23 protein-coding genes are annotated in these 26,522 nt (G+C 62.4%); 12 read left to right on the top strand and 11 right to left on the bottom strand.

The features are described 5' to 3' along the window. Positions 1 to 75 precede the first annotated feature (75 nt). From IVA79_RS12935 to IVA79_RS12925, 3 genes are all read right to left on the bottom strand, one after another. Positions 76 to 1,143, bottom strand: coding sequence for a GGDEF domain-containing protein (locus IVA79_RS12935; protein ID WP_247553396.1), 1,068 nt, complete (start codon positions 1,141 to 1,143; stop codon positions 76 to 78). A 169-nt stretch (positions 1,144 to 1,312) separates the two neighbouring features. Then, positions 1,313 to 2,863, bottom strand: a complete 1,551-nt coding sequence (locus tag IVA79_RS12930) for a DEAD/DEAH box helicase (protein WP_247553394.1) — start codon at positions 2,861 to 2,863, stop codon at positions 1,313 to 1,315. 298 nt (positions 2,864 to 3,161) lie between these two features. Next, positions 3,162 to 4,118 carry a helix-turn-helix domain-containing protein gene (locus IVA79_RS12925; protein ID WP_247553392.1) on the bottom strand — a complete coding sequence of 319 codons (957 nt, stop codon included), beginning with the start codon at positions 4,116 to 4,118 and terminating at the stop codon, positions 3,162 to 3,164. 199 nt (positions 4,119 to 4,317) lie between these two features. On the opposite strand from IVA79_RS12925, the gene IVA79_RS12920 reads away from it, so the two are divergent. Next, entirely contained in the window at positions 4,318 to 5,832 is a 1,515-nt protein-coding gene (locus IVA79_RS12920; protein ID WP_247553390.1) for a caspase family protein, read from the top strand. 577 nt (positions 5,833 to 6,409) lie between these two features. Here the strand turns inward: IVA79_RS12920 and IVA79_RS12915 are convergent. Continuing rightward, positions 6,410 to 6,670, bottom strand: coding sequence for a hypothetical protein (locus tag IVA79_RS12915; RefSeq protein WP_247553387.1), 261 nt, complete (start codon positions 6,668 to 6,670; stop codon positions 6,410 to 6,412). Positions 6,671 to 6,729: 59 nt separating this feature from the next. Further along, the gene (locus IVA79_RS12910) at positions 6,730 to 7,563 is read right to left on the bottom strand and encodes a hypothetical protein (protein WP_247553384.1); all 834 of its coding nucleotides are present in this window, start codon (positions 7,561 to 7,563) and stop codon (positions 6,730 to 6,732) included. Between the two features lie 549 nt (positions 7,564 to 8,112). Between IVA79_RS12910 and IVA79_RS12905 the strand changes: the two genes are divergently transcribed. The 3 genes from IVA79_RS12905 to IVA79_RS12895 all read left to right on the top strand — a co-directional run bounded on the left by IVA79_RS12905 (position 8,113) and on the right by IVA79_RS12895 (position 10,899). Next, positions 8,113 to 8,364, top strand: coding sequence for a hypothetical protein (locus IVA79_RS12905; protein ID WP_247553381.1), 252 nt, complete (start codon positions 8,113 to 8,115; stop codon positions 8,362 to 8,364). A gap of 334 nt (positions 8,365 to 8,698) precedes the next feature. Next, entirely contained in the window at positions 8,699 to 9,946 is a 1,248-nt protein-coding gene (locus tag IVA79_RS12900; protein WP_247553379.1) for an FAD-dependent oxidoreductase, read from the top strand. Positions 9,947 to 10,125: 179 nt separating this feature from the next. Beyond that, positions 10,126 to 10,899 (top strand): outer membrane beta-barrel protein, encoded by a 774-nt coding sequence (locus tag IVA79_RS12895; protein ID WP_247553377.1) that lies wholly within the window; start codon positions 10,126 to 10,128, stop codon positions 10,897 to 10,899. A gap of 111 nt (positions 10,900 to 11,010) precedes the next feature. On the opposite strand, the gene IVA79_RS12890 is transcribed toward IVA79_RS12895, so the two are convergent. The 4 genes from IVA79_RS12890 to parE form a co-directional block, all read right to left on the bottom strand. After that, complete coding sequence (locus tag IVA79_RS12890) at positions 11,011 to 11,781, bottom strand: glucose 1-dehydrogenase (protein ID WP_247553375.1); 771 nt, start codon at positions 11,779 to 11,781, stop codon at positions 11,011 to 11,013. A gap of 21 nt (positions 11,782 to 11,802) precedes the next feature. Beyond that, entirely contained in the window at positions 11,803 to 11,982 is a 180-nt protein-coding gene (locus tag IVA79_RS12885) for a hypothetical protein (RefSeq protein ID WP_247553373.1), read from the bottom strand. 265 nt (positions 11,983 to 12,247) lie between these two features. After that, on the bottom strand, positions 12,248 to 13,030 hold the full coding sequence (locus IVA79_RS12880) for a porin family protein (RefSeq protein WP_247553371.1): 783 nt from the start codon (positions 13,028 to 13,030) through the stop codon (positions 12,248 to 12,250). A gap of 441 nt (positions 13,031 to 13,471) precedes the next feature. Continuing rightward, positions 13,472 to 15,514 carry a DNA topoisomerase IV subunit B gene (gene parE, locus IVA79_RS12875; RefSeq protein WP_247553370.1) on the bottom strand — a complete coding sequence of 681 codons (2,043 nt, stop codon included), beginning with the start codon at positions 15,512 to 15,514 and terminating at the stop codon, positions 13,472 to 13,474. 272 nt (positions 15,515 to 15,786) lie between these two features. On the opposite strand from parE, the gene IVA79_RS12870 reads away from it, so the two are divergent. The 6 genes from IVA79_RS12870 to IVA79_RS12845 all read left to right on the top strand — a co-directional run bounded on the left by IVA79_RS12870 (position 15,787) and on the right by IVA79_RS12845 (position 22,196). Beyond that, positions 15,787 to 16,317 carry a DedA family protein gene (locus IVA79_RS12870; RefSeq protein WP_247553369.1) on the top strand — a complete coding sequence of 177 codons (531 nt, stop codon included), beginning with the start codon at positions 15,787 to 15,789 and terminating at the stop codon, positions 16,315 to 16,317. Between the two features lie 224 nt (positions 16,318 to 16,541). Beyond that, complete coding sequence (locus IVA79_RS12865) at positions 16,542 to 17,207, top strand: FMN-binding negative transcriptional regulator (protein ID WP_247553368.1); 666 nt, start codon at positions 16,542 to 16,544, stop codon at positions 17,205 to 17,207. Continuing rightward, a complete protein-coding gene (gene argC / locus IVA79_RS12860; protein ID WP_247553367.1) occupies positions 17,204 to 18,202 on the top strand; it encodes an N-acetyl-gamma-glutamyl-phosphate reductase in 999 nt (332 codons plus the stop codon). Before IVA79_RS12865 ends, argC begins: the two co-directional genes overlap by 4 nt. Before the next feature lie 266 nt (positions 18,203 to 18,468). After that, a complete protein-coding gene (locus IVA79_RS12855; RefSeq protein ID WP_247553366.1) occupies positions 18,469 to 19,092 on the top strand; it encodes a hypothetical protein in 624 nt (207 codons plus the stop codon). A 99-nt stretch (positions 19,093 to 19,191) separates the two neighbouring features. Continuing rightward, positions 19,192 to 19,746, top strand: coding sequence for a hypothetical protein (locus tag IVA79_RS12850; protein ID WP_247553365.1), 555 nt, complete (start codon positions 19,192 to 19,194; stop codon positions 19,744 to 19,746). 92 nt (positions 19,747 to 19,838) lie between these two features. Further along, positions 19,839 to 22,196 carry a nucleoside triphosphate pyrophosphohydrolase gene (locus IVA79_RS12845; protein WP_247553364.1) on the top strand — a complete coding sequence of 786 codons (2,358 nt, stop codon included), beginning with the start codon at positions 19,839 to 19,841 and terminating at the stop codon, positions 22,194 to 22,196. Positions 22,197 to 22,273: 77 nt separating this feature from the next. Here the strand turns inward: IVA79_RS12845 and IVA79_RS12840 are convergent, their stop codons facing one another. Both IVA79_RS12840 and phaC read right to left on the bottom strand, forming a co-directional pair. Next, a complete protein-coding gene (locus tag IVA79_RS12840) occupies positions 22,274 to 22,672 on the bottom strand; it encodes an MAPEG family protein (RefSeq protein WP_247553363.1) in 399 nt (132 codons plus the stop codon). Between the two features lie 64 nt (positions 22,673 to 22,736). Next, positions 22,737 to 24,545, bottom strand: a complete 1,809-nt coding sequence (gene phaC / locus IVA79_RS12835) for a class I poly(R)-hydroxyalkanoic acid synthase (RefSeq protein WP_247553362.1) — start codon at positions 24,543 to 24,545, stop codon at positions 22,737 to 22,739. A gap of 252 nt (positions 24,546 to 24,797) precedes the next feature. Between phaC and IVA79_RS12830 the strand changes: the two genes are divergently transcribed. Then, positions 24,798 to 25,073 (top strand): hypothetical protein, encoded by a 276-nt coding sequence (locus IVA79_RS12830; protein WP_247553361.1) that lies wholly within the window; start codon positions 24,798 to 24,800, stop codon positions 25,071 to 25,073. A gap of 213 nt (positions 25,074 to 25,286) precedes the next feature. After that, positions 25,287 to 26,507, top strand: a complete 1,221-nt coding sequence (locus IVA79_RS12825) for an LL-diaminopimelate aminotransferase (protein WP_247553359.1) — start codon at positions 25,287 to 25,289, stop codon at positions 26,505 to 26,507. The last annotated feature ends 15 nt before the right edge of the window (positions 26,508 to 26,522 follow it).

Here is a 26,522-nt window from a genome sequence, read left to right as displayed (position 1 = left end):
GTTGAGGCGGCGAGGAAGATGTCGTTCGTCAGGTGGGAAAGTCAAGCGAGGGTATTTTTCGGCGCGCTGCTTCCATCACGCCACGCGGCTGTGCGTCTCGATCGCGTATTCCGGATCGGCTTCGCAGATCACGCGGTTGCGGCCGTTGCGCTTTGCGGCGTAGAGGCAGGCATCCGCACGCTCGATCAGTGCATCGGTGTCGTCGCCCTGCTTGAGCATGGAGACGCCGACGGAGATGGTGACGCGGCCGAGGATCTCGCCGGTGGACTTCTTCTTCAATTCCTTCGCCATCACCGCGCGGCGGATGTGGTCGGCCACCGTGAGGGCCTGACGCAGCGCGGTGTTGGGCAGCACGACCGCGAATTCCTCGCCGCCATAGCGTGCGGTGATGTCCTGGCCCTTGATGGTCTGCTTCAGCGACAGACCGACGAGCCGCAGCACCTGGTCGCCGGTCAGATGGCCGTAGGAATCGTTGAACGACTTGAAGTGGTCGATGTCGAACAGCAACAGCGACAGCGGCTCACCCGATGCGAGCGCGTTCTGTACGGCCATGCCGATCATGCGATCGAAATATTTGCGGTTGCCAAGACCGGTGAGCGGGTCGGTCAGGCTCTCGGCGCGGATCGCCTCCAGGCTCTGCTGCAGGTTGCTGATCTCGCTCTTCGACAGCGTCAGCCGGTCTTCCAGCGCCTTGTTGGTCTCACGCATCTCGCCGGTCGAACGCAGCAGCGTTTCGACGATCGACTTGATCTGCTCGCGGCTCTTGGCCGACGAGAGCTTTTCGGTGGCGCCCGACAGGCTGGCATCGTAGGAGCCGGTCATGCCGAGTGCATCGCCCAAGACCTTCATCACGTCGTCGATCTCGCCGATGACGCGCGCGCCGACCTTGTCGATGCGGTCGGTGGTCTTGATGTGGGAGAGATAGGTCTCGTAAATCTGCTCGAGATCGGCTTCGGTCAGCTTGCCACTGCGCGCCAGCGTCTCGTTGATGATCTTGTTGAGCGGCGCGTTGTAGCCGGTGGCGTAGACGTACCAGATCTCGTAATTGCGGGGAATTGCAGTCTGTCTCAGCGATCGGATCTGACCGAGCGCCACTTCGGCGAACGCCATCGTGCGTTCGTGTTCGTCGAGAACCTTGACCAAGGAACATACCCCACAGCGGTCGAGGCGCCATCGACCGCAGCAATGCTTAAAATTATGTTCGTAGGCTAACGGACGATCGTGAACACCCCGTAAATATACGTTCACGAAACGTCTGAAAAATTGTGCACCGCTATTTTCTCAACCGCAACCTGGAGCGCGCTCGCGCGCTTCAGGCCCCGGCGGGGGAGCGAACCGGCCGCAGCAGAAACGCCGGCAGATGCGAGTGATCGCCCGGCTCGGTGTCGGCCTCGCGTTGGCGGCGCGGCTCGGGACGGCCGATCGACGGCACATGCGACGGATTGGCCTGCTGGCGCGCGTCGTGACGCGGCTCCGCCCTGCGCTTGTCGCTGGAACGATGCCTTGCTTCAGCGGGCTGTCTTGCCTCCGAAGGACTCTTGGCTTCGGACGCATGTCCCGCCTCGGAAGCATGTCTTGCTTCGGAAGCATGTCTTGCCTCACCACGCGCCTCGCGCGGCTCGTGGCTGCGGTCACGGTCGCGGCCGCGCTGCGGCTTGCCGCGTCCGCCGCGCGAACGCTCCCGGCCACGCGCCTCGCGCGGACGCTCGGTCGCATCGGAGGCTTCGGTGTGGATTTCAAAATCGCCTTCGGCGAGCGGAATGCTCTGTCCGATCAGCTTCTCGATCGCGGCCATCGACTTCTGGTCGAGCCGCGTCACGATCGAGATCGCCGTGCCAGTGCGGCCGGCGCGGCCGGTGCGGCCGATGCGATGAACGTAATCGTCGGCGTGATGGGGGACGTCGAAATTGTAGACGTGGCTGACCTCGGGAATGTCGAGGCCGCGGGCGGCGACATCGGAGGCCACGAGCAACGGCAGCTCGCCCTTGCGGAATTGCTCGAGTGCGGCCGTGCGGGCCGACTGGTCCATGTCGCCGTGCAGGGCGCCGACGCTGAAGCCATGCTTCTGGAGCGATTTGTGCACGATCGCCACTTCACGCTTGCGATTGCAGAAGATGATCGCGTTCTTGAGGTCCTTGGCTTCGCGCAGCAGGCGGCGCAGCAGCTCGCGCTTCTCGTGAGCCTCGCGCCCGGCGGGCACCTGGACCTGCGTGACGGTCACGGCGGCGGTCGCGGGCTTGGACACCTCGACCTTCTGCGGGTTGTGCAGGAAGGTCTCGGTGATGCGCCGGATTTCCGGCGGCATGGTCGCGGTGAAGAACAGGGTCTGGCGCGTGAACGGGACGAGCTTGCAGACGCGCTCGATGTCGGGAATGAAGCCCATGTCCAGCATGCGATCGGCCTCGTCGATGACGAGGAGCTCGACGCCAGTGAGCAGCAGGCCGCCGCGCTCGGTGTGGTCGAGCAGGCGGCCGGGGGTTGCGATCAGCACGTCAACGCCGCGTGTCAGCTTGGCGTCCTGGTCTCCGAACGAGACGCCGCCGATCAGGAGGGCGACGTTGAGTTTCTGGCCGGCGCCGTAACGGTCGAAGTTCTCCTTGACCTGGGCCGCGAGCTCGCGGGTCGGCTCGAGGATCAGCGTGCGCGGCATGCGCGCCCGGGCGCGACCCTTCTCGAGGATCGTGAGCATCGGCAGCACGAAGGCCGCGGTCTTGCCGGTGCCGGTCTGGGCGATGCCGAGCACGTCCTTGCGTGCGAGGACGTGGGGGATCGCCTGTTCCTGAATGGGGGTGGGAGTGGTGTAACCGGTGGCCGCCACTGCGGCGAGGACTTTTTCGGACAGTCCGAGATTTGAAAAGGACATTGAGCCTCTGGTCGAAACCGCCGTTCGGAATCGAGGGTGATAAGGCTGTCGCGTTCCACCCCGAAACGGCGCGCTCTCTAGGAAGCTGGGGGTGCTGACTCACGCGGACAAAGCGCAAGGCTCAGGAATCGCTCTTCGATCTGAGCCGCGTCGCCCCGGAACATAGGCCGGAATCGGCCAAAGTCAATGGAGCGGGCGCGGGAAGACCCTAAAAAGCCTGAGGTTTTTGCCAAATAGCGGGCGCGATTGGGGTTTTCTGCTCGGTCTCGCGCTCCGGCCGGAGCCGCCAAAACCGCGGCTAACGGCAATCCGAGCCCTGGGCCCGGAAGTCACCGGGGGCCATGCCATAGGCGGCGTTGAAGACCCGGTAATAGGTCGCAAGGCTCTCGAAGCCGCAGGCGGCCGCGACGTCGGCGATCAACCGCTCGGGCGCCTCGCGCATCAGGCGGCGGCTCTGTTTCAGGCGTTCCTCCGTCACGGTCTGCGAGAAGCTCTTCTCTGAGGTCTCGAACAGCATGTGCAGGTGGCGCACGGAGACCCCGAGCTCGTCGGCCACCATCGTTGGCGCCAGATCAGGGTTTTGCAGGTGGCGCGCGATCAGGCGGCGGGCCTGCGAAAGGCGGGCGGTCCGCAGCGCGGCCTGTCCGCGCCGGCTGCCAGGCCTGACGATGCCGCGCTCGATCAGTGCGAGATGGGCGAGTGCCTGGACGAGCGACGTCGCATCGAGCGCGGCATCGTCGGCGGCCTCATTGAGATCGGCAAAGCACGCCGCGAGCAGGGGCGCCAGGGTGGGATCGCCGAATGTCCGGGCCGCCAGCTCGCGCATACGCTTGTCCTGCGCCGGAATCGTGCTGAGCGGGATCTTCAGGATGCGAAGGTGAAAGCCCCCGGTGCCCAGCGGCGCGGTGCGGTAGGGCAGGTCAGTATGGCTGGTGGCAAAGCTGCCGTTCGCGATCGCAAAGTCGCTTCCGCGCAGGCCGCCGAACCAGCCGCCGCTGCCGAGCTGCTGGTAGACGCAGATGGCATCGCCCGGCGCGTAGGCGATGTCGGACGTGCTGCGCTCCACCGTGTAGGGTGAGGCCTTCAGCTCGACGAGGCCGGCCCCGCCCAGATGGCGCAGCGAGAATTCGCCGAAGAAGTCCGCGCGCCGTTCGCGCGCGAGCTCGGCGGTGACGCCGAACAATCCCTTGGAGCGCACCTCGCGCCAATAGTCGAAGCGATCATTCGGTTCGACCTCGTTGGTACACCAATACACGGCAGCCCCCGCTTGCAACGCAATTGCTCCCCAGAAAGAGCAGATTCCGCCGGAATCTGCCATAGACAGTTCATGAAACGGGACCCGGGCCCTTGAACCGCCATTGCGCCTCAGCCGACTATCACACAGCGGCAGGGGGTCCAATGAACTGCTGTTCGAAGGGAGCGGCGCGGGGCCGTTCCGCAACGGGAATCTTGCGATGACGCCTCGGCTTTTCAGAATTCTGGCGGCCCTTGGCCTCGTGGCGGGCCTGATCGGCTTTGCAGGTCCCGCTTATGCCGAGAAGCGCGTCGCGCTCGTCGTCGGCAACAACGACTACAGGAACGTGCCGAAGCTGCTCAAGGCGGTCAACGATGCCCGCACCATGGGCGACACGCTGAAGCAGCTCGGCTTCTCGGTGATGGTCGCTGAGAACCAGAACCGGCAGCAATTCTCCGAGACCTTGCTCGCCTTCGACAAGGCGATCGAGCCCGGCGATACCGCGTTCTTCTTCTATGCCGGCCACGGTTTCGAGATCGCGGGTCAGAACTATTTGCTGCCCACTGATGTGCCGGCGGCGACCGAAGGGCAGGAAGAGCTGGTGCGCGACGCCTCCATCCTGGCCGACCGCATCGTCGAGCGCCTTCAGAACAAGAAGGCGCGGACCTCGATCCTGGTGTTCGACGCCTGCCGCAACAACCCGTTCGAGCGCAAGGGCACCCGCGCGGTCGCCGGCGGCGGCGGACTTGCGCCGATGACGCAGCTGCCCGAAGGCGTGTTCTCGGTGTTCTCGGCCGGTCCCCGTCAGACCGCGCTCGATCGCCTCTCCAACGACGACGCCAATCCCAATTCGGTGTTCACGCGCACCTTCGCCAGGGAGCTGCTCAAGCCTGGCGAGAACCTCGTCCAGGTGGCGCAGCGCACCCGCCGCGCCGTCAGCGAGATGGCCGATACCGTGAAGCACCGCCAGGTGCCGGTCTATTTCGACCAGATGGTCGACGACGTCTTCCTCAGCGGCCTCGCCAAGGATGCCGCCGCGCGTTCGGACGATCCGCCGCCGCAGAAGCTCGCGGCGCTGCCGCCGGTGTCGGTGCCGCAACTGCCGAAGGAGGAGGCCACCAACGCGCCGATCGCGAGCTTCTCACGGCACAATGGCGGCTGGAGCGTGGTGTTCTCCTTCGCCGACCCGGCGCTCGGCATTTCCTGGCGCATGGCCGGCAAGGGCGATTTCCGCGAGACCGGCTTCATCGACACGCTCGATCCGCGCACGCGCAAGCGGATGCCGAATCCGTCGATCGAGTTGCCGCCGGACGCTTCGGCCGGCACCATCGAAGTCCGCTATGTCGATCAGTCCGGCGACATGCAGGGACCGTTTCCGATCAGGTTCGATCCCGAGGCCGCGCTGATCCGCGACCAGCGCAAGATCCTCGACATGACCGCGACGAGCTGGCTGTCGTTCCGCGAGTTCAACGGGCTGCTGGTCTACTACACGCACCTCGTGTCCTATCGCTGCGCCATCCGCGAGGTGCGCATCGGCATCGACACCGCCGTGCCCAACCAGGTGCTGAAGATGCCGCCGTGCGACATGCGCGACCCCAGCGCGGTCACCGCCGGCATGCCGCTCTACATGAAGCTCGCACCGAGCACGCAGTCCGTCTCGGTGGAGCTGACTTATCGCGACGGCAGTGTGTCCGAGATCAAGAGTTTTCGCAGCGCGAACCGGAGTAACAATTGAGGTCTTTCTTAATCGAGCGTCGCGCGACGAAGGGGGCCGTGAAGCTGACGGAGCGGAGGAGTTCGCGATCTTGAAGGGAGTGGGCGGTCGGCGGGCCACTTTTCGCCTTGGTCCTCTTGGGGTGTTATGCTTAGCACTGTGCCAGGCAAGGGAGGCGAGAAGTGCTCTCAAAGCCAAAAATAACGACGACTGAAGCTCTGGGGCCGCTAATCTTAGTGCTCGTCTCAATCTGGGTGTTCGGATGGATCGAAGAGAAGCTGTTCGGCCACACGACCGGCATAGGCACCTTTGTCGGGTGTATTGTCGGAGTGATGATCGCCTATGGCGTAGATCAATTCCGAAAAACAAGATTGGAGGCCACCGAACGGAAGCACCGAGGAGCTGGAGAGGAGTGAACGTTAGCCTGAAGGGAGTGGACTACTTGCGGAGCCGGCTAGCTTCCCAGCATCCCAACCTACCGGAACGATAGCAATGCACCGCCCAAAACGTGCACTGACGCGAGAAGAGCTCGAAACCCATCTTGATGAGCAACTCAAGTGGCTAGAAGCATCCGCTGCTGCGTTCGATGCCGGCGACATCAGTGAAGCGAGGCGTACAGGTTCACCTTGAAGCTGGACGCGTTGCTCGGAATTGGCTCACTCGGAAAAATCACGTCCATCCAACCGCCAGGCACCACCACGTTCGTTTCGAGCGCATCTGCGCCGCCCCCGAACATCGTCATGCCAATCGAACCAACACCTGAAAGTGACGCCGGATCAGTGCAAACACCAGCCACTAGAGTAGCTACACCAGCGGCTTTACGGGCAGCAAGCGCGGCTCCGGTGACAACCTGATCCATCGACTGAAATCCGGCATTGCCGCTGAACTGCACAGAGTATGAGCCCGGCCGCCGCGGATCTACAATGCTTGTGTCCTTGGTGATTGTGACGCCGTTGGCGCCTGTCCAACTGTCGGGCGTCGCACCGGAGAACAAAAAGAAGTTCTGATTTGCCAGCAGCTGCGTGCCGCTCTGCGAAAGGAACGCTGCCGATGGCGTAATGATAGCCGACGCTGAGCACGCACTATACAAGTCACACAGCAATCCGTAGCTGACAGCCTGACCCGTCGCCGCCGTTCCAGCGGGTGTCGAGGTGTGGATGTTGTCGGAGTACCAACCGCTCGGCTTGCCGGCTGCGACAAAAACCCGTACTCGTCCATCTTCAAAATATCGGGATAAAGCGCAACGATGGCCTGCTGTGCGGTGTTGACCGCCGCCATGAGATTGTCGTCGCGATCAGGATGCTCATAGACCAGCAAAATGGGCGTACTCGGCGAACGCAGTTTCAAAGCTTCGATCAGCGTCATGAACTGCGCACGCTGAGAGTATGTGCCCGTGTAGGCGGTCGAATTCGGGCCATGGTGGATTATATATAGAGCGGGTGACGCCGGCATTGCATCAATGCAGGTCGCTCGCTTGCCTCCTAGAAAGTAGGTGGGCTGAGAACCAGTCCTGGTGGCGTGCCAGAATTCGATTGGCCCCGCTCCGCCAGAGGCGAGCGTCGTTGCTGCGGGCCAGGTATTCGTGGTGTCGTCGTAGAACCTATTCCTTATCGTCAAAGCGGCATTTGCCGCCTTGATGAAAACGTTCGCAAACCGGTAGGTGTAGTGCAGCGCGTTGGTCACATTGCTGTCGCCAATAACGCACACGTCTGCCGGAAGACCGTTAGTCACCGCCTTCTTGAGCAGCGACATGGCAGTCGCGGGCTTGCTCGCTCCCCCAAGGGGCGCGAACCGACACGGAACTGGTCTTCAAAAGGCATGTTAAGTCCACCTTGGAGCCACCATGCCGCCGCACCGTACCGGCATTCATGCCGGAAGAGGGCTGTGGCGCCAGGAGACTCCATGGAAGGGTTCGCAATTGCATTTGTCGTCGTGGCCTTGCTTGCCCTTGCAGCATTTGCGGTCGTCATCCAACCATCGCTGAGCTTCTGGCAGAGCGACGAAAGCTAACGACTTCGGCATCCCGTGACTGAGGCCTAGAGGTTCGGCAAGGCCGCACGCGAAGGAACAACGCCTCGGTCACCTGGATTGTCCACCAAACCAGGGAGACGCCCCATGATCCGCAAGACCATCCTCGTAGCCTTCGCTAGCGCTGCGCTTTCGACAGCCGCTTATGCTCAGGGAGGTGGCGGCGCTGGCGGCGGCGGTTCGGGCGGTGGTGGTGCGGGCAGTGGGGGCGCCAGTGCCGCTGCCGGAACGGGTACCGGAGGCGCGGGATCCGCGGCCAGCTCGGGGGCCGGAATGGGCACGTCATCCAGCAGTGCCAATTCGGGGCCGTCGGCTCCTTCGGGGATGGGGACGCGTGCCACCACCACGGGAGCCAACGCCAACACCAACAGAAGCCAGAGCAGTCCGAACGTTCAGCCGCCGACTGCGAACGTCACGTCGCCGACAGCGGCGCAGGCCGCGCGAAACATGGGGGCCGGTCATGCGCCCAACGGACTGCCGATCGGCAGCCCGGGCACCGGGACCAGCAACGAAGATCAGAAATAGTCCAGTTCCCGTCCAGGAAAGGCCCGCGCGATGCGGGCCTTTCTGTCGCCTTGCGAGTGGCAACCGACGCGGACAGCCGGTGCAGGCGCGGTCTGCGCCGCAGCCAAGCTAAGTCCTCGGCTCGCTCTCTTCCGCATCGCGGCTTCGGCGCGTGCGCAGATAGACCAGCGCGATACGGCGCGCGGCTCACCCGGGATCGGAAAGGGCCAGTGTGATCCAAGCGGCCGGCCAGCGCTGGCACCGCGCATCCAGATTCAGGCTCCGTTCGACCGGAATCGGCGTTACATTGCCCGCCATATCTTGATCGACACTCACATCGCGGATCGTGGCTGCAATGACGTCCGACCCACAATCGAACCGGACGAAAAAGGTCCGCTGCTGCATCGTCGGCGGCGGGCCGGCCGGCATGATGCTCGGATATCTGCTGGGGCGCGCTGGCATCGAGGTCGTGGTGCTGGAGAAGCATGCGGATTTCTTCCGCGATTTCCGCGGCGATACGGTGCATCCATCGACGCTTCAAGTGATGGACGAACTTGGCCTGATCGACGGCTTCCTGAAGCTGCCGCATCAACGCTTGCAGAAGATGGACGGCCTGTTCGGCGGCACGCCGGTGCGCATTGCCGATCTTTCCCGGCTGCACACCAAGTACCCCTTCATCGCCTTCATGCCGCAATGGGACTTCCTGAATTTTCTGCGCGAGGCCGGCCGGCGCTTTGCCTCGCTCGAGGTGATGATGAGCACCGAGGCGGTCGATCTGATCCGCCGCGGCGAGACGATCGCCGGCGTGCGGGCAAAGACGCCTGATGGCATCATCGACATCGAAGCCGATCTCACCATCGCCTGCGACGGCCGGCATTCGACGGTGCGCGAACTCGCGGGCCTTGCCGTCGAGGAGATCGGCGCACCGATGGACGTGCTGTGGTTCCGCGCCGGCCGCAAACCAGACGAGACCGAAAAGGTGTTCGCGCGCGTCGAGCCCGGCAAGATGATGATTACCTTCGACCGCGGCGACTATTGGCAATGCGCCTATGTCATCGCCAAGGGACAGCACGAGGCGGTGAAGGCGAGGGGGCTGCGGGCGCTGCTCGACGACGTCGTGCGCATGGCGCCGATCCTGAAGGGCGGCATCGCCGAGGTGAAGAGCTTCGACGACGTCAAGCTGCTGACCGTCGCGATCAACCGCCTTAAGCGCTGGACGCGGCCGGGCCTGCTTTGCATCGGCGACGCCGCGCATGCGATGTCGCCGATCGGCGGCGTCGGCGTCAATCTCGCCGTCCAGGATGCGGTCGCGACCGCCAATCTCTTGGCGGACAAGATGCAGCACGGCTGTCCCTCCGAGAACGATCTCGACGCCGTCAGGCGTCGCCGCGAGTTCCCGGTGAAGATGACGCAGCGCATGCAGGTGGTCGTGCAGAACAACATCATCAGCGGCGCCTTGAAAGGCGGCGACGTGCCGCTGAAGGTGCCGCTGATCGTGCGCCTCATCACTGCGCTACCGTGGCTCCAGGGCATCCCGGCGCGCCTGCTGGCACTCGGCGTGCGGCCCGAGCACGTGCATTCGAAGGCCGCGCCGACGTCGTAGCGCAGGAAATCGGTAGGGATAATTTCGCGTTAAATCGTGCCTGCGGCGTTGCGAGCGTGCAACAGCGCTCGCGGATCTGCGAACCCGCGCGTGCGCAGGCGCCACGTTAACTCTGTTGATTCGAATTTTAGTAACACCCGTCTGTGACCGTGCGCCCATCAAAGGACACGGGGTGTACCATGCGTAATAAATTGATTGCCGCCTTCGCCTGCACGACCGCTCTGGTTTCGACCGGTGCTGCTTCCGCCGCCGATCTCGGCGCGCGCTACACGAAGGCGCCCGCCTATGCCGAGCCGCTGTTCAACTGGACCGGGTTCTATGTCGGCGGCCATATCGGTGGCGCGTGGACCAACGAGCAGTTCATCAACAACGGGACCGGCGCGCCGTTCGGCGATCTTTCGCTGGGCCAAGGCTTCCGTCAGCGCAATTCGGGCATCATGGGCGGCGCCCAGATCGGCTACAACTGGCAGGCCAACAACTACGTGTTCGGCATGGAAGGTACGATCTCCGGCCTCGACAACAAGGGCTCGTTCACGAACACCGTGTTCGGCGCCGGCCTCGACGATCAGTTCAGTTGGCGCGCCAACGTGCTCGCGACGGTCGTTGGCCGTGCCGGCTTCGCCGTGCAGAACAACCTGTTCTACATCAAGGGCGGCTATGCCGGCATGAACAACCGTCTCTCGGTGGTCGACAACGTTGCGAACCCGTCCACGGGCTCGGGTGGTCAGACCCATTGGCACAACGGCTGGACCGTCGGCGCCGGCTGGGAATACGGCATCACCCGCAACTGGATCGTCGGCCTCGAATACAACTACGCGGCCTTCGCCAGCCAGACCTATCAGCTCGGCGGCACCTCGGGTAACTACACCTTCGACACCAAGCCGCGCGATATCCAGTGGGCCGTCGTGCGCGCGAGCTACAAGTTCGACGCCCCGACCATCGCCCGCTATTGAGCACGTCGACGCAACGCGACCAACGATCAAAAAAGCACTGCCAAAATTAAAAAGCCCCGGCTTCGACCGGGGCTTCTTTTTTGCGCGATTGGATTGCGGGCGGGGTTGGCCTCAGGCCATCACCGAGAAGCCACCATCGACGGGGATTGCGGTGCCCGTGACGAAGTTCGACGCGGGCGATGCCAGGAACACGGCGATGCCAGCGAAGTCGTCGATGTCGCCCCAACGTCCCGCAGGCGTCCGCGCCAACACCCGCTCGTGCAAGCCCGACACCTGCTGCCGCGCGCCGCGGGTGAGGTCGGTATCGATCCAGCCCGGCAGGATCGCGTTGACCTGGATGTTGTCGGGCGCCCAGGCATTGGCGCAGGCACGGGTGTACTGCACGATGCCGCCCTTGCTCGCCGCGTAGGCGGTGGCGAAGCTCGCTCCGAAGATCGACATCATCGAGCCGATGTTGATCACCTTGCCGTTGCCTGACGCCTTCAGGTGCGGATAGGCGAGCTTCGAGCACAGGAAGGCGCTGGTGAGGTTGGTGTCGATCACCTTGTTCCACTCGTCGAGCTCGAGCTCGTGTGGCGGCTTGCGGATGCTCATGCCGGCATTGTTGACGAGAATGTCGATGCGGCCGAGATCCTTGACCACGCGGGCAATCATGGCTTCGATCGCGGCCTTGTCGGTGACGTCGGTCGCAACCGCGATCGCCTTGACGCCGCGCTGGCTGAGATCTTCGACCGCTGCTTTGGACTTGGCCTCGTTGCGTCCGACCACGGCGATGTCGGCGCCGGCATCGGCAAGGCCGCGCGCCATGCCGAGCCCGATGCCGCCATTGCCTCCTGTTACGACCGCGACCTTGCCGCGGAGATCGAAGCGGCTGGATGTCATGCTTGTATTCCCTGGTTTCTGTTATTGGTTGCTCTGCCAGATCAGCACCAGCCCGAAGCCGGCCATGGCGGCGCCATAGCCGGCCCATTGCAGCTGGTTGACCATGAAGCTCGATCGCGGCCAGGGGCCCGTGCCCTGTCCGATCCAGAGCAGCCCGACGGCGAGGGCAAACAGGCCTGCTACAAGCAGAAATCTGCGCATGTATTCCTCCCCATCGATCTGCTTCCGTCGCGACTCGCGGCATCAAGGATGCTGCGGCCTCGAAAGCTTGGGGCGCACAGTAACCGTAGCCTTGGTTCGGTTACAATGCGCGATGCGCGGGGCAGGGGATCGACGATGTCGTGTGGGATCGAAGCTCAGCTCACGCTGAGTACTGTCCCTGGAGGCGAGCATTGGCTGCCGACACGCTCACAACGAAAAAGCCCCGGACAATGCCGGGGCTTTGACGTTTGATCGTGAGATCAGATCAGTACTTCGCAACGACCGGACCGGTCCAGTTGAAGCGATAGACCAGCGAGGTCGAGATCGTCTGGTTCCAGCTGTTGGCGCGGATGCTGTTGCCAACCAGCGCGTTGGTACCGTCGAACAGCTCGTCCTGGGTCTTGGCATTGTAGAAGGCCGAACGATACTCGGTCTTCATGAACCAGCCGGGCGAGGTGATGCCGAAGATGTTCAGGCTGTTCTCGACGCCGCCACCGACGAACCAACCGTTGCGGTTGTAGCTGCTCAGGTGGATACCGGCGGGCGTGCCGCCGAGGGTCGTGAAGTTGGTCTGGCCGAAGTGAGCGCCGGTGTAACCGCCGTTGACGTAGGAGAGAACGTTCGGAGCCACCAGCCAGCCGAGGCGCACACCCGCGGCCCAGGAGGTTTCCAGCTTCTGGTTGCCGGTGATGCCAGCGATCGGATCCTGGATGGTTGCGCGGATGCTGCCGAACTGACCGTCAGCGAACACACCGGCGACCCAGGTGCCGCTGAACTGCCAGTCGTAGCCGGCGCCGACGGTGCCGAACCAACCCGAACCGCCCTGGCGCTGATCGATCGTCAGCGGAACCGCGCCGACGGTGGTCTGGACATGCTGGTCGGCATTGGAGAGGCCGCCGCCGCCACCGCCGAAGACGTAGAAGCCGGTCCAGTTGGCGACGGGCGCCGGCATCGGAGCCTTCACGTAGGGACGGGCACCGAGGTCGGCCGCCGAGGCCGAACCGGTCATCGCGGCAACCGCGGTCAGAGCGAGCAAAGTCTTTTTCATGTCAAAATCCCCAACCTTGGTCTGTCGTAGCAGGCGCGAGCGCGCTGAAGTGCGTGTCATCTGATGACCCGGACTATAGACGTTTCGCGCCGAAATGCTGTTGCCGCGCGGGCACAGTCGCCGGAAAACGCCGGTGAGCGGGTATTTGCTGCGCAGTTCTCGGAATTGGAAATAATTGCGTAAAGTCAGTATCTTGCGGCGATTTTGAAATCTCGAATTCGGGTAAGGTTTCGTTAGGAAATTCGGCTTTGTCCGAAATGGAGGCAGTCCTGCCTCAGCTTCAGCGCCGTGAGTCGTTGGCCGAGTCGCGCAGGCGGCGCCGGAAATCGCGCAAAGCCGGGCCACAGGCTGGCGCTATCGACATAGGGCAGCGTCCCCAAAAAGCAAAAGAGCCCCGGCTCCTCGCCGAGGCTCTTGAACCGAGCGGACGTCCCCGATGGCTCAGACGTCCAGCAACTCTTCGCTGGCAAACTCGGCCTTGTCCGAGATGAAGGCGAAACGCGCCTCGGCCTTGGTGCCCATCAGGCGCTCCACCGAATCCGCGGTGGTATCGCGATCGTCGGCGAGCAGCACCACCTTGAGCAGCGTGCGCTTAGCTGGATCCATGGTGGTTTCCTTGAGCTGCGCCGGCATCATCTCGCCGAGTCCTTTGAAGCGGTTCACCTCGACCTTGGCGTTGGCGTTGAATGCGCTCTTGAGCAGCTCTTCCTTGTGCTTGTCGTCGCGCGCGTAGACCGATTTCGAGCCGTGGGTCAGCTTGTAGAGCGGCGGCACCGCGAGGAAGAGGTGGCCCTCGTCGATCAGCCGCGGCATCTGCCGGTAGAAGAAGGTGATCAGGAGCGAAGCGATGTGGGCGCCGTCGACGTCGGCGTCTGTCATGATGATGATGCGCTGATAGCGCAGATCCTCTTCGCGGTAATGTAAGAGCTGGCCGCAGCCGATCGCCTGCACGAGGTCGGAGAGCTGGGCGTTGGCCGTCAGCTTGTCCTTGCCGGCGGAAGCGACGTTGAGGATTTTTCCGCGCAACGGCAGGACCGCTTGCGTCTTGCGGTCGCGCGCCTGCTTGGCGCTGCCGCCGGCCGAGTCACCCTCGACGATGAACAGCTCTGAGCCATCGGTGCCGGCGTCGGTGCAGTCGGCGAGCTTGCCGGGCAGGCGCAGCTTCTTGCCGGCGGTCTTGCGCGCGGTCTCCTTCTCCTGACGGCGACGCAGCCGCTCCTCGGCGCGGTCGATCACGAAGTCGAGCAGCCTGTTGGCCATGTTCGGATTGCCCGACAGCCAATGGTCGAACGGATCCTTCATCGCCTGCTCGACGATGCGCTGCGCCTCCGCGGTGGCGAGACGATCCTTGGTCTGGCCCTGGAATTCGGGCTCGCGGACGAACACCGAGAGCATTACGGCCGCTCCCACCATCACGTCTTCGGAGGTGATGGAGGCTGCGCGCTTGCCTTGGCCGACGCGCTCGGCGTGATCCTTCAGGCCGCGCAGTAGCGCGCTGCGCAGGCCGGATTCGTGCGTGCCGCCATCCGGCGTCGGCACGGTGTTGGTGTAGGAGGAGAGGAAGCCGTCCGCGTCCGCGGTCCAGGCCACCGCCCATTCGCAGGCGCCGTGCGCGCCGTTGCGGCCCGATTTGCCGGAGAAGATGTCGGGATGCACCAGCGTGTCGGCGTGGATTGCAGCCGCCAGATAGTCCTTGAGGCCGCCGGGGAAGTGGAACGTCGCTTCGGCCGGTACATCCTCGATGCCCTTGAGCAGGTCGGGCGCGCAGTTCCAGCGGATCTCGACGCCGCCGAACAGATACGCCTTCGAGCGCGTCATCTTGAACAGGCGTTGCGGCTTGAATGCAGCCTTGGCGCCGAAGATGTCGGTGTCGGGCTTGAAGCGCACGCGCGTGCCGCGGCGGTTGTTGACCTTGCCGAGGTCCTCGAGCTTGCCCTTGGGATGGCCGCGCTCGAAAGTCATGCGGTGCAGCTTCTGGCCGCGCGCGACCTCGACCTCGAGACGCGAGGACAGGGCGTTCACCACGGAGATACCAACGCCGTGCAGACCGCCTGACGTCTCGTAAACCTTGGAGTCGAACTTGCCGCCCGAATGCAGCGTGCACATGATGACTTCGAGCGCCGACTTCTTCGGAAACTTCGGATGCGGATCGATCGGGATGCCGCGGCCATTGTCGGTGACGGTGAGGAACCCGTCTGCACTGAGCTCGACTCCGATGAAGGTCGCGTGTCCGGCCAGCGCCTCGTCCATCGAGTTGTCGATGACTTCGGCGAACAGATGATGCAACGCCTTCTCATCGGTGCCGCCGATATACATGCCCGGCCGGCGTCGCACCGGTTCCAGGCCTTCGAGCACCTCGATGTCGGCCGCGGTGTAATCGGCTTCCCCGCCGCTTCCGCGCGGCGCCGCCTTGGCGGCGCGGGGTTTCGGCTCATCGCCGCCGAAAAAGTCGTCTTTTGCTTTTGGTTTCAACTGTTTGGACATATATCTTGATGCGTTTTGAGGGCCGCATGGGCGGCGAATCGATTAGGCCGACTATGCCACTTCTGACTTGGAAAGGTTATCGCAGGCGGCCGGGCGGTGTGGGTTGGGAGCCAATCCCGGCGATTTTACGCCGCAGGTCCTCCAATTCCCGGCAATTTGACCTGCCGGTCTGCACCGAGCCGGGCTTTGTGACTTGATGTCACACAAGTGCTTGGCTTACCAGTCTTTTTCATCGAGCAGCACCTTGAGACGGGGCGGGAAGGCTATTTTTGATGGAGCATTTTGCGCACGCCCTGGCCGATTTCGTGCGCGCTCACCAGGCTTGGGCAGCTCCGATCGTGTTCCTGCTCGCCTTCGGGGAGTCGCTCGCCTTCATCTCGCTACTGATCCCGGCCTGGGGCGCGCTGGTGGCGATCGGAGCCCTGATCGGGGCGAGCGGCATCAGCTTCTATCCGGTCTGGATCGCCGGCGGCCTCGGCGCGGCGCTAGGCGATTGGGTCTCCTACTGGTTCGGCTATCGCTACAAGGAGAAGGTCGCCGAGATGTGGCCGCTCTCGCGCTATCCGGGACTGCTGCCCAGAGGCGAGGCCTTCGTGCGCAGTTGGGGCATCCCCAGCATCTTCATCGGCCGGTTCTTCGGTCCCTTGCGCGCCTCGGTGCCGCTCGCGGCCGGCATCTTCGAGATGCCCTATTGGAGCTTTCAGGCTGCCAATTTCATCTCGGCCCTGGTCTGGTCGGCTGTGCTCCTGCTGTTCGGTGACGTGCTCGCCAAGATCATGGAGTGGATCTGGCGGGTGATCTGACCTCCAAACCTTGACGGGAACCAGATCTCGCTCTATAGCCCCGCGCCATGATCAACGCCGCGACCATCCTGTTCGCCCGTCGCCGCCGCCGCGCTCTTGCGGTTTGGGCGGTCGATCGCGTTTGAGATCATCGTCTTTGCCGCTGGATCCGATCCGCGGCATTCTCTCTCCTGTCAGCGCGATCTGATCCGGCGGCCCCCAAGGAGGCCCAGCAGGAGACCACGATGTACACGCCACCCTTTTTCAAGCAGGACCGCGCCGCAAGCCTGAAATTCGCCGAAGAGCGCGGCTTCGGCATCATGTGCGCCTTCGACGGCAACAGGCCGGTCGCTTCCCCGCTGCCGTTCTATCTGACCTATGCGGCTGATGGGACGCCGCAGGCCGCGTTTCATGTCGCCCGTCACAATCCGCTGCTAAAGCTTGCGGGCGGCGATGCGTCCTGGCTGCTCGCGGTCAACGGCCCCGATGCCTATGTATCGCCCGACTGGTACGTCTCTCCGGACCAGGTGCCGACCTGGCTCTACCAATCGGTGCATCTGAGCGGTCCGGTGCGGCTGCTGTCGGACGACGAGCTGTCGGTGCAGATCGATACGCTCAGCGACAAGTTCGAGCACTGGCTGCTGCCGAAGAAGCCGTGGACGTCGGGCAAGATGACGGCCGGACGGCTCGAAGCGATGAAAAAGGCGATCGTGGGTCTGGTGATGAATGTTGAAGAGGTCGAAGGCAGCTTCAAGCTCAACCAGCACAAATCCGACGCCGATTATGCGGCGATCGCCAATGCGCTCAGCGCCGGCGATGCCGACGCCAAGCAGATCTCACAGTTGATGCGGCAGGCAAGGCCGCAAGTATTTGCCGACGACACGAACATGCTCGAAGGGAGCGCGCCATGAGCCTTTCTGAAACCGGTCTCGCCGACACCACCAAAGCTCCGAGCACCAGTGCGGCCAAGAAGACTGCCAGCGTCTTCGTTGACGGCGGCTCCGGCACCACCGGGCTCGGCATCAACGAGCGGCTGAAGCTCCAGAACGACGTGGTCGTGAAGACGATCGCCGACGACAAGCGCAAGGATCCCGCGGCCAAGAAGGCGCTGATGGAGGGGGTGGATCTCGTCATTCTCTGCCTGCCCGACGATGCCGCCAAGGAGACCGTTGCTCTCGTTGACAGCATGGGCGCCTCGGGTCCGAAGGTGCTGGACGCCTCGACCGCGTACCGGGTCGCGCCCGATTGGGCCTATGGCTTTCCCGAGCTGACGGCTGACCAGGCCGGCAAGATCAAGGCCGCCAAGAAGGTCTCCAATCCCGGTTGCTATCCGACCGGCGCGATCGCGCTGCTGCGGCCGATCGTCGATGCCGGCCTGCTGCCGCCCGATTATCCCGTCACTGTCAACGCGGTGAGCGGCTATTCCGGCGGCGGCAAGTCGATGATCGCGAGCTTCGAAGACGGTAGCGCGCCGTCCTTCGAGCTCTACGGCCTCGGCTTCGAGCACAAGCACCTGCCGGAGATGCAGCTCTATTCGAACCTGACGCGGCGGCCGATCTTCATTCCCTCTGTCGGCAACTACCGGCAGGGCATGCTGGTCTCGGTGCCGCTGCAGCTCGACACGCTGCCGGGCAAGCCTGGCGGGGCCGACCTGCAGGCCGCGCTGGCCAAACGCTATGCCGGCTCAAAGTACGTCAAGGTGATGCCGCTGCAGAACGAGGCGTCAAAGGGAGGCCGGCTCGAGCCGGAGGCGCTGAACGAGACCAATCAGCTCGAGCTCTACGTCTTCGCCAGCGACAAATATCACCAGGCCGTGCTGGTCGCCCGGCTCGACAATCTCGGCAAGGGTGCCTCCGGCGCGGCCGTGCAGAACATGCGGCTGATGCTGGGCTTGCCGGAGGCGTAAGACAGTCTCGTGCCCCGGACGCAGCGCAGCGCCTCTGGCGGTGCGCTGCAGAGCCGGGCTAGGATGAATGCAGCGCGCTCATTCGAAAACAATTCCCGTTAATCTTTTTCGATTGTGGGGACCCAATGCACCTTCTGAACCGCCCGACTTATGGGTAAGCTGGTATTGCGGTTCGTCGCTGGAATGACTATCCTCTGAAATCTCCAGCAGTTTGACCGCAATACGCTTACAATACCGCTGCGATTCGACTTTCGGCGGAGGGCTCCGTGCGCAACTCACGTTTTTCCAAAATATTATCGGGTGCTTGCCCCAAGCCGCTGTATGACACGGTTATCCGTGACACCGGTACGATGGTTGTCACGCCTACACTCGGTTCGATCGTTCCAAATTGGGTTCTGGCTATCCCAAAGCGCCACGCTGTTAATGCCGCACGGTGGAGTGAGGACTGGAGCACTTCCCCGCTTCAGATCATTGAGGATATAGCACGCTCGTTCGGCCGGAACCTGACGGAGGTCATTTGGTTCGAGCATGGCGCGACGGAGCCGCGCTCGATCGTGGGGTGCGGCGTTGATCACGCACATATTCATATCCTTTTGGAGCCCCCGTTCTCCTTCGAGCGGCTGTGCGACGAAGTAAGGTCCGACGTTGGGCTCCGGTGGTGCTCTGGTCGAGGGGATGCCTATACGGCACTTGATGCTTGCCAATCGTATCTCGTCGTCGGAAGCGGCACCCAATTTTTGCTTGCTCAGTCAGTAGAGACGGCCGGGTCGCAGTTTTTTCGCAGGGCTATTGCCCGCATTGTCGGTCGAGAGGCCGCGTGGGATTATCGATCCCATCCACACATCGAAAATGTCGCCGAAACGATTGCTACCGCCTCGCGCGCGGCATGAGCCGGGAGATGAGTGGTGTCAGAGGACGGGGCGACGGGGATTGAGCGGGCTGGTGGGCCAGCCGGCCCAGCACCGAAGGCATCCGATGGCTCGCCGCCAATGGCGATTCCGGGAAAGACCACCGACTACACGGATGGCCGGGCTCCTTACGACTGGCAATCAAGATTCCCTGCGGAAGCCGTCAGGTATATTCGACGTGAAGCTGTAGTCCTCGCCTTAGGCCTCGTGATTTCGATCTGCTGCACCGGTATCGCGTTGGCATTTTCCGGCAACTCCTATTTGATGCCATTTCCGGCGTTTGGCCCGGATACGTCGGCGAAAATTGACCCCCGCATGCTAGTATTGTTTTTCAGTGGTGCTGTGGGCGGGACCACCTTTTCGATCAAATGGCTCATCCACTCTGTCGCTAAAGGCAGTTGGCATCTCGATCGTCGGTTGTGGCGGTTGTTTGTTCCGCTTGTTGGTGGCGTTTATGCCTGCGCCGTTCTTACTCTCCTTGATAGCGGAATGATCTTGGGCCACGCGGGAGATGCGTCGCGCGGAACGGCCAGCGCGGCTTCGATGGCGTTCTTAATCGGCTATTTTTCCGATGGCGTCAGCGGGCTTCTGACAAACATCGCAAACGCAGTATTTGGAACCATTCGCGAAAAATGAATGGAGTCTACCATTCTCAGACAAGCGCTCCCGCGACTTGGGTAGACACGATTGACGCGCGCAAAATATTCGGTCCCAAAGCTGCGGGACTAATGGCGATACCGCGGGCATGGACACTACCGTATATTCTTGTCCGCGCCAGCGAAGTCGAAGGTCTATTTTTGCCGAACGCTCTCGACGTCGCCTTCGTTGAACAGCTTTGCGCGCTAGGCGGCCGCGACTCACGGATCATTGTTCGATCAAGTGTAGTAGGCGAAACAATTTGGGATCGCGGTAGCTACAAGTCTATCGCTGTCGACCTTGCAGTTGGGGATTGGGTTCAAACATTCCAAGCTGTATGCAAACAGGTCGCTGTTTCGGCGGGCAATCGTGCTTGTGGGATTGTTCTTCAGCGATATCTGGAGCCGAAGCGGCGCGGCGAGTTTGGAAATCTCTTGCGAATTTCGCGAACGCGCGATCAGTGGGAGATTACCACTCACGAGCAGAGTCATGCGACCAGTTTACGCTTGAATGTGCAGCGTGATGCGGCTGCCGCAATAGGCGGTCCTCTACTGGCTCGGGCAGGTCTATCGCTCGAGCGATTGTTCGGTTCAGTCGGTGCTTGGGTGAACAACGAGCTGCTGCACGGACAATCTACGCGACTCAACATCGAGTGGATAAGTGACTCCACGCGCTTTTATTTAGTTCAACTCGATGAAGAAGATGAAGATCTTACTGGTATCAATCCGTGGCAAATTGCTATCACGCCGATTCATACCGTCCAGGGTGGCGCAGGCCAGTACATCCAAACCCCAGATTCGGACGCGATTGAGCATTGGGACAAGCTCCGAGTCTTAAAAGAGCTTTGGTCGGAGGGAAGCGAGCGCAAGCCCAATCTGTTCTACATACCGCTATCGAGTCTTCCTCATACGGGCGACTCTGTTGCGGCGAAAGCTTTGGGCGATGAATTCGGTCGCTTGCTGGGACCTGACTACATCATGGTTCGAACAAGCGTCAAACGCAAAGAGAATAAGCCGGTCAACCTGCCGCGAACTCCAAATTGTCTTAGGCCAGATGAAGCGGCCGCGTGGTGTCTCGCGACGCGGGATGTCATCGCCGCAACGGATTTCGGCCTTGATGACTACGCTTTCGTTACCCACCGTTACGCTGATGCACGCGCTTCAGCCTGGGTTCGCGCGGCACCGGATGAGCTCACGGTTGAAATTCATGGGCTATGGGGCCTGCCAGATGCGCTCCAGTATTGCCCCTACGATATTTGGGAGGTGCATCTTCCGACCGGCACAGCGACCGAATACCCGGAATACAAGTCGAACATCCTTCGTTGCAAGGATGATGGCTCGTGGTCGTATGTGCGCGTAAAAAATGAGATTGCACGTTCTCTCAGCATCAGCAAGAAAGAAGCGCTCGATCTAGCTAGACGAACTCATGAAATTGCGACGCGTCTTGGTAGGGCTTGCCACGTGATGTGGTTCATCGGCTGTGTGCGCGATGATGGCCGACCATTTAACATGCCATGGTATTGGACGCCGGCGCATTCCGTCACGAATCACGACCGCAATCGGCGTCACTCCTTCGTCGTTAGCAATCAGAGCTCTCTCTTAGCCCTCGCGGAAGCTAATCTTGCCGAAGGGCAGTACATGATCGTGCTCCGACCCGACCATCAAGACTTATTCCGGGATAATGCCTTCTTGGAGCAAGTCGCTCAGCAAGCGCTGCGCCATGGGATGCCGATCGATCTTGAAGGATCGACGCTTGCGCATGCCTACTATCAACTCAACCGCTTGGGTTGTACCGTCATCGCCAGCAGCGAAAAGGACCATTTGCGCGTTCGGAAGAATGTGACATTTGGAAAGCTTGTTCGCGACAAGATTCCGGAGAAAATTGCTGCTAGGCAGGAACTTGAGGCGACGAAGACCGTCCCCCGCAGCACCCTTCAAGCCTTTCTTATCGGAAAGATACTAGAAGAGGCGCTCGAAGTCCGAGAAAGCGAAACGACCAAGGAAAGATGCGTAGAGTTGGCTGATGTCATTGAGGTCGTTCGCGCGCTCGCCAAATTGGACGGGTTGACCTTAGAGGAGGTCATCGCGGCCGCAGATGTGAAACGGTCAAAAGTCGGTGGGTTCGAGAGTGGCAAAGTTCTGCTGCGGACCGGCATTGGCGGCCCTGGGCAAACAGCAATCAATACTGATTCGTCTTCAGCGCAGGTGTTGTCGCGTGAAGTTGGCCCCGATGCGGTCGAGTTGCCATTCACTTTCTTTGGCTTCGCGGAACTTGATCAGCCGCGTACAGTTCAATTCTCTGAACTCGGCATCTCTCTCGAGGTGACGCTCAAGAGCGATCGCCTTGGTTTGCGGCTAATGAGGGAGCCGCAGCAACTGGACTTGCCGCTCAATCTGGAAGTGACAAGCGAGCCGGATCCGCCGCCGGCTCCCAAAAGGCGCACGCGATGATGGACAGTATCGTGTCGGCGCCAACTTGTGGAACTCTATGAAATCGGTGGGTCGCTGCTCTGCTGAGCGCCTAGCGCTCAAAGCACCCTGAAGATCGCCAATGCCAGCACGGCCTGCGCGAGGAAGCCGACGGTGAAGGCCAGCGTGCGGAATACCGGGATGCCGAGCGCATAGACGATCAGATGCGCGACGCGCGACCAGAAATAGACGGCGCAGGCGAGCACGGTCCATTTGGTGGAATAGTCGATCGCGTTGAGGATCAACACCAGCGGCGCGAAGATCACGAGGTTCTCGACCGCATTGTCGTGCGCGAACATCAGCCGCGTCGCCCATTCGGACTGCGCCTTGTCGTTTCGGGTGGGGTTGGCCATCACGCTCCCGAGGCCGCGAACCTGGCAGCGGTTGACCATATAGGGGATCCAAAGGATGCCGGTCAGGATCACCGTCAGTGTCAGCCAGAACAATTCGCGCGTCATGGTTCGATCCCCTCTGTCGTCGCTGCGTCGAGCGCGAGTCTATACAAAAGCGCGGAAGATTCCGCTATGCGCGGACCCTGACATAGCTGCCTGGCGCGTCCTCGATCGGGGGCAGGGCGTCGCTGCCGACGCTGCGCGCCGGGACTTCCTCCGGATCGATCCCGCGCAGCCATTCGCGCCAGTCCGGCCACCAAGAGCCCTTGTGCTCCACGGCGTCCTTCATCCACTGCGCGACATTGACGTCCTTGATGTTGTCGTTGGTCCAGTACTGATACTTGTTCGAGGCCGGCGGATTGACGACGCCTGCGATGTGGCCCGAGCCCGACAGCACATATTTCACCGGGCCGCCGAAGAACTGCGAGCCGTACAGCACCGATTCCGCCGGCGCGATGTGGTCCTCGCGGGTGGCGAGGTTGTAGACGGGCACCTTGACCTTGGAGAGATCGAGTAGCGTATTGTCGAGCACCATCGTGCCGGTGGAGAGCCGGTTCTCCAGATAGCAGTTGCGCAAATAATAGGAATGGTTCGACGCGGTCATGCGTGTCGCATCGGAATTCCAGTGCAACAGGTCGAACGCGCTCGGCTGCTGGCCCTTCAGATAGTTGCTGACGACGTAGGACCAGATCAGATCGTTTGAGCGGAGCATGTTGAAGGCCATCGCCATCTTCGAGCCTTCGAGCACGCCGGCCGTCTTCATGTCGTGTTCGAGGGCTGCGATCTGCTCCTCGTCGACGAACACGAGGAGGTCGCCGGCATGGGTGAAGTCGACCTGGGCGGCGAAGAACGTCGCGGACGCCACGCGCTGGCGGCGTTTCTCGGCGAGCCAGGCCAGCGTGGTCGCCAGCATCGTGCCGCCGACGCAATAGCCGGCGGTGTGCACCTTCATCTCGCCGGTGACCCTCTCGATCACGTCCATCGCCGTGAGCGGGCCTTCCTTCATGTAGTCTTCCCAGGTCTTGTTGCCGAGCCGCTTGTCGGGATTGACCCATGAGATCACGAACACGGTGATGCCCTGGTCGACGCACCACTTGATGTAGGATTTCTCCGGCTTGAGATCGAGGATGTAGAACTTGTTGATCCAGGGCGGCACGATCAGGAGCGGGGTGCGCAGCACGCTCTCCGTGGTCGGCGAATACTGGATCAGTTGCATCATCTCGTTCTGGTAGATCACCTTGCCCGGCGTCGTCGCCATGTTGACGCCGACGACGAGATTGTCCGGATTGGACTGGCGGATCTTCAGCATGCCCTTGCCGGCCGCGATGTCCTCGGCCAGCATCGTCAGGCCGCGCGCGAGGTTCTCGCCGCTGCTTGCCATCGTCTCGCGCAGCACCTCCGGATTGGTCAGCACGAAGTTCGACGGCGACAGTGCGTTGGTGACCTGCTGGACGTAGAACTCCGCCTTGCGGCGCGTGTGCGGATCGAGCCCTTCGGCATCGCGCACGAGTTCCTGCGCCCATTTGGTCGTGAGCAGATAGAGCTGCATGACGAAATCGAAGAACTGGTTCGATTTCCATTCCGGGTCGGCAAAGCGCTTGTCGCGCGGGGAGGGCGCGATCGCGGGCGGGGCGTCCTGGCCGGCCATGCGGCGCACCGCCGAGCCCCAGAGGTCGAGATAGTCCTTGGCGAGCTTGGTCTGCAGATCGGACGAGCGGGACGTATCCGACAACCAGTACTCGGCGACCGAGGTGAAGGTCTTGACGACCTCGGCAAGCTCGGCCGGCGGGCGATCCTGCACCTCGCCGCTCTCGCGCGGCTTGAGGTAGGCGGCGAGCGCCTTGCCGCCACTCTCCATCGCCCGCGCGACATTCATCGCGAAGGCTTCCGCATCGAACTTCGTCTCGGGTTTGGGCGTATCGGTCGTGGCCATACTCATGAGCAGAACAGTAACGACTCATTCCGTATTCGTCACCGCGAAGCTCGCATGTTTGGCGTTAAACACTCTCGAAGATGTGTTGCAGTGCGACAAATCTTCTTGGTTCCGTCACATTCGGGCCGCACCGCTCGGCTTGGTGGCACTGGCTGTTTTCTCGCTCGCGCCATTTGGGCAGCAATGGTTTGAGCTTGGGCGCGGTCTTGGGTAAGGTTGCCCGGGGCCGTGCTTTGGGACGAGTAGGGGATTTCCCAAGTGTTGGCGTTATGGGACCTGCAAAAGACGCTGCCGATCCGCAGCGCGTTGCTGATCGCGGCGCTCGCCATGGGCGGCTGCTCGAGCCAGCTCGCGGACATGACGCCCGTGGACGCGCAGGCCCATCCGAGAGAGCCCGGTACCTACCTGCCGGTGCACGACCTGCCGCCGGATCGCGATCAGGCGACCATCCCGCTGGAGCAGCGCGCCAAGATCGAGGCCGAGCTCGCCGCCGCGCGCGATCGCCAGGCCGCTGCCGCTAAGGACGCGAAATGAGGCACAGCAAGGTAATCGCTGGCGCCCCCGTCTTGCCGTGCTAAAAGATCCCGGTTCAGCCGAGAGTCAGGGCGAACGACTTCAGTCTTCGTTGTCGATGATTGCTCTAAGTATTTGATTTTGAGTAATTTTCACGATGAGCCTGAGCGCCTTCGGGATCGTCGTCCGTCCTGTCGATTCTGTCCTGACCGGTTGCCCGGAGCCCAGAGAGCCATGGAAGAATTTTACCGCATCCGCCGCCTTCCGCCTTACGTGTTCGAGCAGGTCAACCGGGCCAAGGCGGCCGCGCGGAATGCCGGCGCCGACATCATCGATCTCGGCATGGGCAATCCGGACCTGCCGGCCCCGGCGCATGTGCTGGAGAAGCTGAAGGAGACGCTGGGCAAGCCGCGCACCGACCGCTACTCGGCGTCCCGCGGCATCCCCGGACTACGCCGGGCCCAAGCCGGCTACTACGCCCGCCGCTTCGGCGTGAAGCTCAACCCCGACACCCAGATCGTTGCGACGCTCGGCTCGAAAGAGGGCTTTGCCAACGTGGCGCAGGCGATCACGGCGCCCGGCGACGTCATCCTCTGTCCAAACCCGAGCTACCCGATTCACGCCTTCGGCTTTTTGATGGCGGGCGGTGTCATCCGCTCGGTGCCCTCCGAGCCGACGCCGCAGTTCTTCGAGGCGGTGGAGCGGGCGATCGTGCATTCGATCCCGAAGCCGCTGGCGCTTGTCGTCTGCTATCCGTCGAACCCGACCGCCTATGTCGCGAGCCTCGATTTCTACAAGGACCTGGTCGCGTTCGCGAAGAAGCACGAGATCCTGATCCTGTCCGATCTCGCTTATGCCGAGGTCTATTTCGACGAGAACAATCCGCCGCCCTCGGTGCTCCAGGTGCCCGGTGCGATGGATGTCGCCGTCGAGTTTACCTCGATGTCGAAGACCTATTCGATGGCCGGCTGGCGCATGGGCTTTGCGGTCGGCAACGAGCGTGTGATCGCGGCGCTCGCCCGCGTCAAATCCTACCTCGATTATGGCGCCTTCACGCCGGTCCAGGTCGCGGCAACCGCCGCGCTGAACGGCCCGGACGATTGCATCAAGGAGATGCGCGACACCTACCGCAAGCGCCGCGATGCACTTGTGGAATCGTTCGGCCGTGCCGGCTGGGAGATCCCGCCGCCGGAGGCTTCGATGTTCGCCTGGGTGCCGCTGCCGGAAGCCTTCCGCAGCGTCGGAAGCATGCAGTTCGCGACCCTGATGGTGGAGAAATCCGGCGTCGCAGTGTCGCCCGGTGTCGGCTTCGGCGAGCATGGCGAAGGATATGTCCGCATCGCCATGGTGGAAAACGAGCAACGGATCAGGCAGGCCGCGCGCGGCGTGCGACGCTTCCTTGAAAGCGGCATCGAAACGTTGCACAACGTCGTTCCGCTCGCCACTCGGCGTTAAGTTCTCTTCGGCAGG

It is taken from the genome of Bradyrhizobium sp. 138 (assembly GCF_023074075.1).
Lineage (GTDB): Bacteria > Pseudomonadota > Alphaproteobacteria > Rhizobiales > Xanthobacteraceae > Bradyrhizobium.
Note: the sequence above shows the minus strand (reverse complement) of the source record. Positions and strands in the feature narration are given on the sequence as shown.